The sequence below is a fragment of the Scandinavium hiltneri genome (assembly GCF_024764835.1).
Lineage (GTDB): Bacteria > Pseudomonadota > Gammaproteobacteria > Enterobacterales > Enterobacteriaceae > Scandinavium > Scandinavium hiltneri.
Genome location: NZ_JALIGE010000061.1, coordinates 1 through 13974, shown reverse-complemented (window position 1 = coordinate 13974; position 13974 = coordinate 1). Strand labels below are relative to the sequence as shown.

At 56.3% G+C, this 13974-nt stretch carries 14 protein-coding genes; 7 read left to right on the top strand and 7 right to left on the bottom strand.

What is annotated here, in order from left to right; translation table 11 throughout:
• Positions 1 to 200: 200 nt before the first annotated feature.
• A complete protein-coding gene (locus MUU47_RS00430; protein ID WP_258986159.1) occupies positions 201 to 368 on the bottom strand; it encodes a helix-turn-helix domain-containing protein in 168 nt (55 codons plus the stop codon).
• Positions 369 to 899: 531 nt separating this feature from the next.
• Here MUU47_RS00430 and MUU47_RS00425 point away from each other — a divergent pair.
• Both MUU47_RS00425 and MUU47_RS00420 read left to right on the top strand, forming a co-directional pair.
• Positions 900 to 1535: a hypothetical protein gene (locus MUU47_RS00425; RefSeq protein ID WP_258986158.1), complete on the top strand. Its 636-nt coding sequence runs from the start codon at positions 900 to 902 to the stop codon at positions 1533 to 1535.
• Positions 1532 to 2098 carry a low temperature requirement protein A gene (locus tag MUU47_RS00420; protein ID WP_258986157.1) on the top strand — a complete coding sequence of 189 codons (567 nt, stop codon included), beginning with the start codon at positions 1532 to 1534 and terminating at the stop codon, positions 2096 to 2098. Before MUU47_RS00425 ends, MUU47_RS00420 begins: the two co-directional genes overlap by 4 nt.
• A 219-nt stretch (positions 2099 to 2317) precedes the next feature.
• Here the strand turns inward: MUU47_RS00420 and MUU47_RS00415 are convergent, their stop codons facing one another.
• Together MUU47_RS00415 and MUU47_RS00410 are read right to left on the bottom strand one after the other, a co-directional pair.
• A complete protein-coding gene (locus tag MUU47_RS00415; RefSeq protein WP_258986156.1) occupies positions 2318 to 5068 on the bottom strand; it encodes a lytic transglycosylase in 2751 nt (916 codons plus the stop codon).
• Between the two features lie 41 nt (positions 5069 to 5109).
• Positions 5110 to 6339: a hypothetical protein gene (locus MUU47_RS00410; protein WP_258986155.1), complete on the bottom strand. Its 1230-nt coding sequence runs from the start codon at positions 6337 to 6339 to the stop codon at positions 5110 to 5112.
• 503 nt (positions 6340 to 6842) lie between these two features.
• Here MUU47_RS00410 and MUU47_RS00405 point away from each other — a divergent pair.
• The 4 genes from MUU47_RS00405 to MUU47_RS00390 all read left to right on the top strand — a co-directional run bounded on the left by MUU47_RS00405 (position 6843) and on the right by MUU47_RS00390 (position 9493).
• Positions 6843 to 8051, top strand: a complete 1209-nt coding sequence (locus MUU47_RS00405; RefSeq protein ID WP_258986154.1) for a toprim domain-containing protein — start codon at positions 6843 to 6845, stop codon at positions 8049 to 8051.
• A gap of 68 nt (positions 8052 to 8119) precedes the next feature.
• Positions 8120 to 8410 carry a hypothetical protein gene (locus MUU47_RS00400; RefSeq protein WP_258986152.1) on the top strand — a complete coding sequence of 97 codons (291 nt, stop codon included), beginning with the start codon at positions 8120 to 8122 and terminating at the stop codon, positions 8408 to 8410.
• A complete protein-coding gene (locus MUU47_RS00395; RefSeq protein ID WP_258986150.1) occupies positions 8407 to 8838 on the top strand; it encodes a hypothetical protein in 432 nt (143 codons plus the stop codon). The genes MUU47_RS00400 and MUU47_RS00395 overlap by 4 nt, the downstream gene beginning before the upstream one ends.
• Before the next feature lie 250 nt (positions 8839 to 9088).
• Positions 9089 to 9493 carry a hypothetical protein gene (locus MUU47_RS00390; protein WP_061500279.1) on the top strand — a complete coding sequence of 135 codons (405 nt, stop codon included), beginning with the start codon at positions 9089 to 9091 and terminating at the stop codon, positions 9491 to 9493.
• A 55-nt stretch (positions 9494 to 9548) separates the two neighbouring features.
• On the opposite strand, the gene MUU47_RS00385 is transcribed toward MUU47_RS00390, so the two are convergent.
• Positions 9549 to 10052, bottom strand: a complete 504-nt coding sequence (locus tag MUU47_RS00385) for a recombinase family protein (protein WP_258986145.1) — start codon at positions 10050 to 10052, stop codon at positions 9549 to 9551.
• A 446-nt stretch (positions 10053 to 10498) separates the two neighbouring features.
• On the opposite strand from MUU47_RS00385, the gene MUU47_RS00380 reads away from it, so the two are divergent.
• Positions 10499 to 12064 carry a hypothetical protein gene (locus MUU47_RS00380; RefSeq protein WP_258986143.1) on the top strand — a complete coding sequence of 522 codons (1566 nt, stop codon included), beginning with the start codon at positions 10499 to 10501 and terminating at the stop codon, positions 12062 to 12064.
• A 747-nt stretch (positions 12065 to 12811) separates the two neighbouring features.
• Here MUU47_RS00380 and MUU47_RS00375 read toward each other — a convergent pair.
• The 3 genes from MUU47_RS00375 to MUU47_RS00365 all read right to left on the bottom strand — a co-directional run bounded on the left by MUU47_RS00375 (position 12812) and on the right by MUU47_RS00365 (position 13946).
• Entirely contained in the window at positions 12812 to 13267 is a 456-nt protein-coding gene (locus tag MUU47_RS00375; protein ID WP_258986141.1) for a hypothetical protein, read from the bottom strand.
• A 218-nt stretch (positions 13268 to 13485) separates the two neighbouring features.
• Positions 13486 to 13680 carry a DUF7706 family protein gene (locus MUU47_RS00370; RefSeq protein ID WP_258986139.1) on the bottom strand — a complete coding sequence of 65 codons (195 nt, stop codon included), beginning with the start codon at positions 13678 to 13680 and terminating at the stop codon, positions 13486 to 13488.
• Between the two features lie 65 nt (positions 13681 to 13745).
• Positions 13746 to 13946 (bottom strand): hypothetical protein, encoded by a 201-nt coding sequence (locus tag MUU47_RS00365; protein ID WP_258986138.1) that lies wholly within the window; start codon positions 13944 to 13946, stop codon positions 13746 to 13748.
• Positions 13947 to 13974: the final 28 nt, after the last annotated feature.

Genomic DNA, 13974 nt, shown 5'->3' with positions numbered 1-13974 from the left:
GCTGCGGGGTTTGCCGTGCTGGCAGATCTCGCGGTGCTCGATGCTGAGTTCGGGGAATGTTTGCGCCGTCTGACGCTGTGATGCTACGATTCTGATCATGTTGCCTGCCTCTTAAGTTGTGTGACATAAGGCGCGGATCCTCAGAAGACTCCGCGCCACTTCTGGCCCTGACTGTTGACGCAGCCGGGGCCAAACTTTTTCTACGCCTCGCGCTGCTCGCGCTCCTGTTTCAGCGCCTTGAATATTGTTGTTTTACCGATGCCCAGCTGTCGGGCGATCACCGTTGCCGGTACTCCCAGCGCGTGCCGCTCCAGAATGGTGCGCAGCATGTCCGGGGTAACTGCCGGTGGCCTTCCTGTTCTGCTCATAAAATGCCTGTTTACGGTCGGATTAGTTCGTAAAGTATTACACCACACTCCGGCACCGAAAGCGACGCTTTTGTGGATAACTCCGCCGGATTCCTGCGACAACCTACGCCCGGCGCGGTATTATGCTCAGGCAGCGAGAGGGGGCAGCTTTGGTCATCCAATGAATAATCGCTCAAGCTGCGCGGGGTTCGGCTTTCCAGTCATCCCGCTGATCAGGGTCGGCCTCAATTCTGATCAAAACACGCCTTTCAGCCCTCAAAATCCCCATGCAAAAACAGCCCACTTTTATGCAGTGTTTATGCACGCATAAAGCCCCGATTTTAGCCAGTTAATGCCGATTTATACGGCTCTGGTGACGTTTGCGTCCTGAGTGCTCCCGGCGTGGTGCGGATAACGTGATTTATGTTAAATGCAGCCCTTTTTCGCCAAGTTATCCCATGCGGGCCAACGGCTCGCCCATACCGGTCAAGTCGTGACGGCAAACTGTCAATGCCAGCATTTCCGCTGAGCAATAACAACAAGGCATACACGATGAGCAAAACAGAAAACGAGCAGCACGTTGACCGCGTCCTGAACCAAATCTCCACCCGGCTGGACAGCCTGACGGTCTCCGCGCCGAAGTTGTCAGATCCGGCGCATCTGCGCACGCAAATGCTGCGACTCCTCGCCGAGTCAGGCGATCAAGAAATTACCGCCGCCGGTCTGACTCAGCGTCTCGCTGACGACGACAAGCTGATTGGCGCTCTGGGTCAGCAAATGGCGAACCTGAACGCGCTTATCGCGGAAGGCAAAGCCTGCCTGCGTTCCGGTGAGCCGGTGCGTGCTGAGTGCGGCATGGCCCCGGCGTTATTGCCTGAGGTGCAGTCTGAACTGGCAGCTGCGCAACAGGCGTCCGCAGCCACGCGCAGCGAGCTTTCAGCCTGCCGGAATAAAATCACGTTGCTGAATGCAAACGTCACCCGACTGGCTGACGACGCCTATCTGGCCAGCTTGCTCGGTTATGTGGGCACGCTGCTGCGTGAATCGATGGATCTGGCGGCGCTGGCAGGGTCGAAAGTTACCAGCGGCGCGGCGACGGTCGCGGTGGATCGTCGCATCATGTTGCTTCTGCAAAATCAGGGCATGGTTCTGGCGCTGAAAAATCACCAGGGGAGGACTTCCTCATGAGCTTCAAATCATTGGTGTCCAAACTCAAAAAACAGCCGCTGGCCAAGAGCCAGCAATCACTCGATCACGCTCTCAAGAGCTGCAAAAGTCTGGGTTACGGTCCGAAAACGCAAACTCTGCTCAAAGATATGCACGCCGCCGGTGTTGCCGCCGGAGTGTCGGACGCGGAGCTGGATGACCATATTCGTGGCGTTATGCGTAACCTCGCCACCCGTCAGCCGCTGACAAAATCCGCCGTGGGCGATGCGTTGAGCGACGTTCTGAACGGTTCCCCTGCGCCGTCAATCCCGGATATGACCGTTCGCCACAATCCCAGCGTCGAGCAAATTCACCTCGCCCGGCAGCAGCAGGTCGCCGATCAGCAGCTGCTGAACGATTGTGAACGTGCCGGAGTGCCCACCGGGGAGATCGTCGCGCTGAATGATGCGCTGTCGGCTTCCCGTGGTCTGCCCGATGCCGTTCGTGGGCCGGGAATTGCTGCCGTTCGCTCGCAGCTGACTCAGCCGCAGCGTTCACCGGCTGCGATTGGTATCGATTGGGGCAGTGCCGGATGGAAAAAATAAAACCGGCGGTAATGTTGATCCCCGCGCGAGCCATTGCCGAGCAAGACGCTGAGAAAATTCTGGCGTTGCGCAACAGGATCCGCCGGGGAGAACGGCGTCGGGAGCGAGAGATTCAGGAAAAGGCGTTATCAGCGCCTGATTTTGAATGGCGTGCTACTCGCCGACGGTAGCAACAGGGGCCCCTTCGGGCCCTTGTCTTTTTTGCGTGCGAGCACGCCGCTACCGCTGGCGACCTGAGAAGGCTTGCGGCTGCTTGAATGAGCTTTTCACCGGGACGCTGTGGGTCTGCGTGCGTCCATCCGGATGGATCAGATTGACGTTGATGTTGGCGTCTGAAATATCAATTTTCCCGCCACGCTGCTGACCGTCAGGCATGGTGCCCGGAGCGATTTTGTAATTGCTCTGGTCATTCAGCGCCATGCTGACGCCGGAATTAACCACGGATTGCGGAATGGTGGAATTTTTCACGTTCTCTTTGCGGAGGATGGCCCGCGTTACGTTCATCAGGGTTTTCTGGTCGGTGAGGTCCAGCGCCTGATCTGGACCGTACCCCGTCCACTGGCTTGCCTGCCGGATATAACGAGGCACTTCCGGATCCCCGGAGGCATATGTGCTGACAAGCTCGCGCAGCGTGCGCTTGCGTCCACCGGCGAATTTCCCCGTGCTGTAGCGCAGCAGCAGCCCCGCAGACGCTGCAATGCCTGCCTGCTGGGATGGAAAGCGTCGGTAGTTGCCGTTCACGTCTTTCACGTTGCCGACGTTGTTCCCGGCCCAGTTTCCGGCAGCACCGCTGCCAGCTGCGGCGGCGGCAGATGGTGATGAAATATCGCTGCCATCGAGTGCAGCTTCTGACGTAGGTGCGCCGTTTACCTGCCTATTCAGCTCGAGGCGCTGGGCCTCAATCTCTAAGCTCATTTGGCGACCGATGGCATTCACGCGCTTGCCTGCTGCTGCCTTTTCTTCGCCACCGCCAAACGGGCCATATTTAGCGTATGCGGCGGCTTCACTGTCGCGGGCTGCTTTCAGGTCGGGGGCGTATTTGGCGCGAACGGCGGCGCTACGTGATGCCATTTCGCTGCTCATGTACTGACTGCGAAGACTGGCCTCTGATCCTCCTGCCATTTTTACCATTGCCATGCGCATGACATTCAGCGCTGGCAGCGCTTGCCGTGCATATTGCTCAACGGTGTTATTGAGTTTTGCCAGGCTGTCGCGGACCTCGCTGCCTTCCGTTTTCGCCGCGCCGTGGGTTGCCGCGACCTGCGTCAATACGTCTTTCAGTTTCTCCGGGTCAGTTCCCTTCAAAGCATCGGTAAGGGTCTGCCGTTCGGCAGCACTAAGGCCCCCGCGCTTGAGGTATTCATTGCCCAGCGACTCCAGCCCACGCCCGCTCTGGATTTGGCCCAAGGTGGCGTAACTGGTGGCGTTGACGCTGGCAGGGTCGAGTTTCAGTCGGCTGAGGCGATTAGAAACGCCGCTCATGTCGGCGCTGCTCATGTTATCGAGCGCCATCGCTTCATTTACGCTGGTCCCCAGATGGCGAGCGAGTGCCACAACGGAATCCGGCCCGTTGCCGTATGCGCGATGGATCCCCTGCCGGGTCATATCCAGCAGGGTTTCATTCCCCCGATAATGACCGCCATAACGCTTGCCGTAGAGTGAGTCCGGACCGAGAGTGCTGCTAATCGTTCCGAAAGCGCCGCCAGCCTGTAAAGCCTCCAGCGCCAACGGGTTATTGATTCCGTGTTGCAGGGCCATACGTGCCATAAATGCGTGCGACGGCTCTCCTGTGGCCCCGCCATGCGCGAGTGCTGCGTTGACACGTCCGAGCAGGTTGGTTGAGCCCTGCAAATCCATACCGGGGATCCCCGAGCTCATGAGTCCAGCCATAGAGCCAGCGTAACCGGGCACGTTTGGCATTGTGAGGCTGAGGCGGGCCTGCTGGGTGGCAAAGTCGCTGATCGCCTGCATGGCGTCGCCAGCCTGCGCAAAAGCGCCTGATCTCCCGATAGCCTCGCCCATAAGCAAGCCCATGCGGCGCAGCTGCTGATCGTTGTTTACGACATGGGTGGCGGAAAGCTGGCCCATTGTGCTGGCGACGTTGTTCGGGTCTAGGCCATACGAGCGAGCCAGCCCGCCAGAAACAAGCATTCCGGTGCCAAGATTCTGGCCCGGCTGGAGATTTGCGGCGCGTGAATAAGTCGACGCCAGTGATATGGCCTCTGCGTTCGTCATGCCCAGCGTATTTGCGGCAGCGGTGACGCCGCGCTGTAGGCGGGAATAGCTGACGACGCCGCCGACCTGACGATACAGTTTGTCCAGACCGATGGCATTATCCTGAGCCTGTCCGATCTTGTCTGCGATAGCGCCGATAATCTTCCCTACGCCGAGCGCTGCCAGACCGCCAACAAGACCGACCATGCCAGCGCCAGCGCCGGAAGAAAGTCCGGTGTTTAGCGCGTTGCTGATGGTGCCGCCAGCAGGCCCGGCACTGCGCAGCATTGTGTTGAAATGATTTGACCAGGCTGGCGGCTGATTATTATTCTGCGGCCCGCTGCGAGCATCAGACGGCTGATTTGATTGATTTGGGGTGGTCGGCGCTGGCGGTTTCGGCTTTGGGTGATCATCAAACGCCACGCCCAAAAATTGCAGCATTGACTGCATTTTGGCGATCCGCTCATCGAACTGCGGATACATTTTATTCCAGTCTCCGACCTTCGTGGTGAGTGGATTTACGCCAGCCTGTTTGGACTTGTTGGCGAGCTCCGTCTGGATTTTCAGCAGCTTTTGCATCTGCTTAACGAAGTAATCCAGATCCTCTTTTGATTTGAGCGTAATCGGCTCGAATTTCTGCCCTTTCAGCTGGGCGACATTGCTCGCCATCGCTCTGATAGAGTCGTTTACGTGCTGGATCTGCTGTTTCAGGCTCGCCGCGTCGAACTCAGCGCTAACCGGAATCTTAATTGCCATTTTGGATGCCTCGTTTTTTTTATTGAGGCTCCAGTCTCTCGTCACGACGGTTTGAGGGCCCGCAGCTGCTCCAACAGCGCCAGCAATTCGGCTCCGTCTCCGCGTGTCGGGTCCATTGCCATCGTCACGCCGTCGAGGTAATCCCATTCGTTCAGCACAGCCAGAATACAGGCCCGCAGCCGGTTGAATGGCAGCTGCGGTACACGGGGCAGCACTGTGGGTTGAGTGGGCTCCAGTTGCAGCGGAGCTGCACCGCTACCGATGGGGAAATCGCTGTAACTCAGCTGGAAAACGCTGAAACGCGGCGGCTGTACGGGCTCCGGGTCGAGCCAGTCACGTCCGCTGCCACCCTGAGACGTAGCGCTGGACTCGCAGCAGGGGCATGTCGCTGTTACGGGTCCAGAACGGCTGCGGGCAATTCGCAGCGGCGCACGGTGGCAACCGGCGCAGATGATTGCCGTATCAACCGGCGTTTCGATTGTCGACGTGGCGTGCAACTCAACCGCCTCCTGCACTGTCGCGAAACTCAGAGCCGGACGAACAAAAGCGACCGGTAGAGCGCGCGCCGGTGGCACGCATTCAGGGCAATAAAACCGCACCGCACCCACTGCCGGGCTGCTCGAATTCCAATCCCAGCGAAGCGCCGTCTGCGGGTGTTTTTCGCAAAAATAGACCGGGTGGCCACCCTCATCAAATCCCGTGATGCCGGGGCGCTGGTTATGAAATTCCGTCATCGGGTCGTACAAAATTTGCCGAAGAATGGCTTCGCTGAGGCTGTCGCCGATCCAGACTGACCACGCCGGAACGTCACCATCCACGCGCCCAATGATCCACGGGTTCATCAAAGGCGGCGATAGGATGGAGCGTCCGCGCGCACCTGATCCCTTCTTATGCTCGCTTACGCGATTCCAGCAACTTATGCAATTTTTGGTCCACGGCGTCGGCGTCTTTTTTTCGGCGTCTATCTTGCCGACAAGCCGCGCGCCCAGTCGCCCGCAGCGCGGGCAACCATCAACACTCACCGGCGGCAGGCCCGTTGACTGTTCACGCCACAAAATGCCGCCCGTGGCGCACTTTGCGCAGGGTCTGGCGCAGGATTCCGGGTTTACCTGACGTGACATGATTTCAGCATGCAAAAGCTGGCAGGTTCGCACGCTGACGCAGGATTTTGCGGCGTCCGGGCAGGTGACAAAAAGTACGCCGGGCATCATCGCCGGGTGAGCCTCGACAGCTCCGACAAGACGAAGTTTTTCGAGTGTTTTGGAATCCATTTTTTTAACCGCCTTTTATTACGTCATGGACGCCGTAAGCCGCGCCAGTGCTGATCTGATGGTGATTTTAATGTTGACACAATCAGCACATTTTGTCTAAATTAGAACTGTCGAGAAATCGATGCTGCGAAGTTTTTCAAACACGTCAGTCGCGGACGAAAAAAGGGGTGCGCTCTCCATCCCCTCCGAAAATGCGACGAGAGAGCGAAAGGTGCAGCTCAGCGCGAAAACTCCAGCCGCGTAAATCCTCATGAGCTGCAACACTTCCGGCTCGCAGTGGGCCGGATTCATTTTCTGTTTGAGCAACCAACCCATGAAAAAATTGAATCGAAAAGCGCTCGCCGGGGCATTGCGGGTGAGCGTCGGGCACCTGAACCGGTTGATCGCTGACGGTCGGATACCGCCGCCGGACGGTCGAACAAATCCCGGCGGGAGCTTCTGGAACCTGACTCCGGAGTTTCGGAAAACAATCCGGGCGCAAAGACGTCCTGAAAGGTGAAAAAATGAGCAAAGAGAGAGACGAATACTTGTTTCTGACAGGTGCGCTTGATGAGGCACTGGTCCGCGTGTCGCCTGCGCCAGATTATCTGTCGTGGATACAACAGGTACGGCAGATCGCGTGCTGGGCTAACATCCTGCGACTGAACGATGCGGAGGCGATTTGTCAGCGCTGGAGCGCATCCGGCGTTAACGCGGGCCCAGCTGACGCCAGACTCATCCGCGACGCGATCCGCGTTCAATCTCTCGAAAAACTCAACCATTTTGCGATGGCGGGCACCCTCCTGCGTGATTCCGGCATTACCACTGAAATTCGCGCCGGTCGTTTTGGCCACCGCCAGCCCAGCCACGAGGATCAGGCAAGGCGGGAAGCTCAGCGCCTCCAGTTGCAGGCTGACCGCGAGGAGGCATTACAAGCCAGCGAGCGCCAGCGCCAAAAGGCTTCCCTGACGGCAGTGTCTCTCTACAACAAGGCAAATCTGGATCCGCATCAATCGCCATACTGGCAGGCGAAATGCAGTGCAGCCGCACTGCCCCTACCGCTCCAGAATGACGTCAGGTCTGCAAACTGGCGCACCTACGAAAAGGACGCACCGGGCGGCGTTGTTTACTGGAATGCCGCGCTGATTGTTCCACTTTATCGCGCCACCGGCGTGGGCCAAATTGGGATGAATACAGTCGAATTAATTTGCGGACGCCCAAACCCCGCCACTGCGCTGTCATTCACCGGCGCGAAGCGCGGCCTCAAAAACGCTGAGCGCAGCGGATGTTTCTACCCGATCGGCCTCGATAAAGCCGAGGATGGTCAGCCTTTGGTCGTCTGCGAGGGGTTTGCCTCTGGGGTCGCGTTATCAGTGATCACCGGCGGGGCCTTGCCTGTCATTTGCGCGATGAGCTGCGGCAATTTTAAGGCAGTTATCGGTGAGATATCGATTTTGTGCCCGAGCAGCCCGGTGTTTATCGTCGGCGATGTGGGCGCTGGCCATCAGGCTGCGCAAGCCATTGCAGCCAAAATAAACCGCACACCGGTTTACGCCGTTGATCTCGAGCCCTGCCTGCCTGAGCAGGACGGCGCTGATCCGTTTGACCTGCTGGCACGCCACGGTGTTGAGAATTCCCGCACGCTGCTGCGGTCTTTATTCCGGGAAGCCGCTGTCGGTCGTGACGGTACGCTGTCAGGGCCGAGCTCATCGGATGCCAGTGACAACATTTGATATTCATACGCCGCTCCCGCGATTTGGGAAGCGGCTTTTTTTTTGCCTTTATGCCAGGAGCAAATACCATGACCGATCAAGAAGAATTCGAAACAATGCTTGTAAACGAATCCAGTAAAACCGCCTCGCTGTTTGTGGCTCGCGCCGTGACTGATCTCGACGCACTGCTGGGGCAGGGTTACGCCTCCGATAACCCCGCCGTGCTGGCCCAATGGCTGGCGGTCGCCGGGTCGCAAATGGTTACGCTCCAGCAGCTGCACGCCGCTGGCGGTCTGGCACACCAGATCGAACGATTGGGTGCGCTGGCGGATGGCATTGAAGCCAGTGCAGCAGCGGCGCACGCGGGGAGAATGCAATGAGCCACGAACAAATCCGCAGCGATACCACGGCGGAGCTGCTGCGCCTTATCCAGCTGGCTCTTTCGCAATGGCACCGCGAGGGCGGAAAATCGGCAGGGCCTGAGGGCCCGGTGATTGCGTTTGGCAAGCGTGTCATGCGCGGCGGGGTGATGATGATAGTGGGCCATTCTATTCGCGGTCATGAATGGGCAACCCCGGCTTATTACGCTGATGCTGCCCGCAGACTGCGCAAAGATAAATCCGGCAAGGTGTACGCCAGTCACTGCCAGATCGAGCGGGAGACATTCACCTGCCAGCTGCTCGCCCGCATTATGGGGCTGACGCCTGCTGCGTATCGTGGAATGCCTGACGTGGCTCCTGAGTGGCAAACAATCAGCGAGGATGAGCAGCGCCAGATCGTTGAGACCATTAACGCCTGTTTACGTTGAGAGGTGCCCCGCCTGCGCTGGCACGCTTTCCGCCGTGCGTTCGTGGGCCCGCCCTGCCCTGAGTTCATCCGACGCGCCCGCCCAGCTTGCCGCGTCATACCTGCCGCCCCGCCCGTTAAGTATGTTCGGGAATAGCACCGCGTATTTCATCGCATTACGTCATGCAGGACGCTGTATTGCAGGAAAATGGACGCTATGCTGCGCCAACACTAACGCCCCGCCAATTGGGGCATAACGCAAGGATTTAGGAATGGCAAGAAACGGCACAAGGTCTTATCTGGGCGGGCAAGTTGGTCTTGCTTTGATGCCATACGGGATGCGTGAAATTGATGGCTATGGGAAAAACGTATGGGAGTTTTTCAATCGTAGCTATGACGTGATCGGCTTGCCTTTCAGGCTGGCAAAGAAACCCACTGATCAGGCGTTATGCTCAGTGTCATGGAATAAAAATTGTGACCTTTTCCGTGATGGTGAGGCGGGGAGAATTGTTTTTTTTGCGCCTGACTCCGTGCCTTGTGAAAATGTCATGATGCGCGTCGTTAGCGTCATGAAATGGAAATTGCACAATGATGACGGGGAATTAAGAGACCTCCCCGCGCAGGTTTACCCGCACTCATTCTGTAAGACCAAATCAGCCCAAAAGCATTTCAAGTAACCACGGGGCCCATTGCGGGCCCTTTTCTTTTGCGGCCCCGCGCCGCCCCTCCCAGTCAAATCAGACCAGCATCCCGCAGCTTGTGCCGATAGTCTCTCAGCTTGCTACGCGACCACTCTCCCCCGGTCGCGCTCCTGAATCCCTGCGCATTGAGTTGCGCGGCAATGTCCGCTAATCCTGCGCCCTGCTGCGTCAGTGACACGATCAGCGCGTCGGCCTCACTATCCACTGCCTGAAAGCGTGGATCGCTTGTGGTGCGCTGTGGTGCGTTTGGTGGCGTTGTCGTGCGTTGCATTTCCGGCTTGTCAGGCACCGTCTGACGTTGCGGTGCTGCTGCCTTACGCTGTGGTGCAGCCCCCGCGATGGTCTCCAGCAGCTCGATCACGCGGTCGAGCTTGTCACCCTGTGGTGATGGGCTGGATACGCCGAGATAAGCCCGGAGAGCGGCGGCGGTGACGTCTGTCCGGGTAAGATGTTCTGCGCTGGCACGTTCGTCGAGCAGCTGCATGAGGTCTGCCGAGAGCCTGAGGCTCAGGGCGGCTGTTTTATTCTCTTTCATGGCGTCCACCGTCTGTGTTTTAGTGCATTATTACGTCATACACGACGTGATGCAATGTGGCACGTTAGCGGTAAGGGCCGAGCCGTTGGCTCGACACAAAGACAATCCACAGCGAGGCCGCAGAATGTGGATAAAATCACTTTTCTGGCAACAAGTTATCCACAACGGCAGGCATGACGTAATGAGGGGAGGGGCGACGCAAAAAAGATGAAGATCGACGCCTGATCATCGCTTGCCGACGCCGTTTGGGACCGCTATGCTTACCCCTGAAACGCAAGAGGCCCCAGCTGATAACTGGGGCCTCTGCGAAATAGTTTTGATTTGCGTTGGAACCAAAGGGTTGGTTACAAATCATCACCGCGCAAAGTGATGATAGCCATTGGTTCCTGAGCAATCAAGTGTTACGCGTCTTTTGGCGCTGCTTTTTTGCATATAAAGGAATCAACATGAATCCGCAAGACACAGTAATGCAACTGGAAGCCCAGCAGTTACCTGATCAGCTGTTTGGCAAAATCATGTCTGCATTGAGAAAGCACCTTGATGTAAATTTGTTTAATACGCAAGACGCTGAGCGCTACGAAAAGGCGCAGGAATTGGGCATCAATATTTCAGCGATTAATCGCTGCCTTTCCCGTTCTCTCTGGTTCCCGGAGAAGAAACAATATACCTACCTCGATTTAAGCGAGCACATTAAGCGCTTTGGCGTGAGCGATTTCAGGCTGATTGAGTCCATTTGTGGCGGTTTTTACTTCACCACGGAGGGGGCGAAAGAGGCGGTAAAAAATGCAGTGGCTAACTCAGGTACAAAGAAAACGGCATCGGAAAGGCTGGAAGACCTGAAAAAGGGAATTACTGCGATTGTTGCCGATTGCATCCGCTCAGATCGCCAGTTCGTTTCTCTGTATGTTGAAGTGGATATGTTTGCCGAATCCGCAGCGGTAACGCTCGATGCAGAAGGCAAAGCCCGGATAACGCTCACACATAAGCCTTACCCTGCCATCAAGCTGGATAAAAAGATTAATGATGACTGGAGAGAGCACTTCCCTCAGTTCCCTGAGATGCTAGACCTTCTTGCCGCTGCCCGTTTTGCCCCAGACCGCAAAAAAGCCTATCTGTTTTTACAGGCTGTTTCTGACTTCGGAAAAGGGCTGCTGTTTGGCAAGATCGGGGCATTCTCCACGCTGGGGATTGTGGTCGAGATTAACGAGCAAGAGCTGGACGCCATTGTCAAAGGCCAGCCAAGCGGCAGGACTGGCAGCAACTTTGTTCGGGCCCTGATTCTGGCAATTAACGAGCCTGAGCGAATTACGAAAAAATCCTTCGTTCTGGAGAGCGCGATCACGGTTTCCACAAAGCACCTGATTGCGCAGACCGTACCGCTATACACCAAAATTTACACATCAGCCGATCCCATTCCCGGACTCTCCAGTGATTCCGGCATTGATGAGCAGATTGCTAACCGGTTCTCATACATTCGCCCGGAGTCTGGCCCGATTGACCAGCGTCCTTTATTTCTCGCTGATCCGGGTTACTACGCTGCCCGCGTTCGTGATGCCATTGCTGCCGGACTGAATAGCCGGATTGAGGCATACCAGCAAGCAGGCTCCGCACTGGCATCAAAGCAAGCAGCTGACCGCCTTAATAAATTTCATCAGAAATATGGTATCGCTAAATCATCAGGCGTCATTGCTGACCATTTCGACACTATCCGCACTGAATTCATCGCATTTGCCCATCATGACATCGTGCAGAGTGTTAACGGCTTGCCTTATGAGAAGGTGACAGATGGCATTGTGTTGAAGTGTATCGCTGGATGGTGGCGCAAGTTCGTTATTGCTACCACAGCAGCGAGCAGTGGGCACGAATACAACACACTGATCCGCGAGCGTGAAAACATCATTGGCAAAGCAGCATCTAACCGTAAGAGTGATGGATTCGTTAAGGGTGTTCTCATCCCTCACCTGCCTAGCACGGTGGAGGGGAGAATGTCCCGACGAGCTGCCAACGATTGATGAGAGCCCCGGAAGGGGCTTTTTTTTTGCCTTGTGACCGTCATTTGGTCACGCGTGACCGCCTGTGACCATAGCAATGGTCACGCCAAAACCCAGCAATGACGCTGCTCTCATCGAAGTGTGACCATGTGACCAATTTTTTAGGTTTTATTATTAATAGGTATCGTTATTTTCAGTTCAATTTCCAAAAGTAATTTGTTTAAAAATGGTCACATGGTCACATAATTGATTTATATACTTTTTTTTTGGTCACGTGGTTGGTCACGGCTGGTCACAAGCGGTCACGGTTGGTCACAAGCCCATGTAAACGCCACTATTTGCCACTGCGCCACTCACTACGCCACTCCTAGTAATGCTCGTAAGGCCCCGTAAATCGGGGCTTTTTTGTGAAAAGTGGCAAAATAGTGGCAAAGTGGCGTTATTTTTTTTATTTCTCCAGTCATGCGCGCGTGATAGTGAATGTATTTTTTATGCCACTATGCCACTAAAACGCCACTATCCCTTATATACCAAGGCTTAGAAGGGTGTTTTATAGAGTGGCAAAATAGTGGCGAGTGGCAAATAGTGGCAAACTACTCTGCATAGCGTCGCAAAGTGCATCCCCGGAGGGGTGCAGCTGCGTGACGCGGTTTTGGTGACTGGTGACTGGTGAAGGGCTTACTGGTATGGCCGTGCTTTCGCACGGACACTGCAAAACCCAGCCAGACGGGTGCCTGCCGGGGCCTGCTGCCTAAAAATAAAAAATGATTAATCTTTGAGCGCTGATTTCATGACAGCTGCGGGGTCAATGATCTGGTAAACGATGGCCTCATGGCTGAATGCCTTGGTGAATGCTGAGATCAGGCTGGCTGCTGCGCGGGCTGTAGGCAGGTCTTTCTTTTTGAGTGCGCTCATGCCCTCTGCCTGCAACGCCTCCAGTAAGGTGATCTGCCGCTTAATGATGGTCTGCTGCTTGCCTCGAAGCTCATCGCGAAGATGACTGAGCTTTTCTGCTTCGCTGGGGGGCAGACTCTCAAAGTTCTGCTGCGTTCTGGCGATCAGGCCCTCGATGCTGAGCGGTGTTTCTGGCTCAGGCTGACGCAGCCATTTGCTGACGGTTCCGCTGTTGATGCCGAGCTTTGCGGCGATCTGGCGCACGCTCATGGCAGGATAATCCCGGCGCATCTGGCGTGCGGCTGCTTTCTGGAGTGGTGTTGGTTTCATGGTGATGCCCTCAATGCTGCTTCAATGCTGCATGGTGGCATCACGACTGGGTTGTGTGGCAGCGACCAGCTGCCGCCATACCGATGGCCTTTATATTCCACAGCCTGCCAGCCGCTGCGCTGTTAAAAGAGGTGCGGCAATACGTTACCACGGGGAAGGGATAGCGCCCCGTAGAGAGGCGCTTAGACGGTCAGAATTGCAGGCGGTTGCTGCCGCTGTCACCGTGGCGCGTAGCCAGCCTCCGCCAGTGCGGTTTGCACGCGGCTTATTGCATCCATCATCAAATACGCTTCATCATGGCTTTCGGCATTGCACCGGCAATCAGTCCACGTAATGCGCTTTGCCAGCTGTGCCAGTGCCTCCGCCTGCTCTGGTGTTAACTCGAGTTTCACTTCCACGTTTCTGTGTTCCATATGGTTGGCCCTTATATATCAATTCTCATAATCAATATGGTAGAGCCCCCGAAGGGGCCCGGTTCCTATGCTTCCCACGCAAACAGGCGGCACACTGGCAGGGTGATCACCTTGCCCGTAGTTGTCCGAAGCGATACCTGATGAATGCCGCGCCCGTTCATCGCTACGCTGCGGGGTTTGCCGTGCTGGCAGATCTCGCGGTGCTCGATGCTGAGTTCGGGGAATGTTTGCGCCGTCTGACGCTGTGATGCTACGATTCTGATCATGTTGCCTGCCTCTTAAGTTGTGTGACAT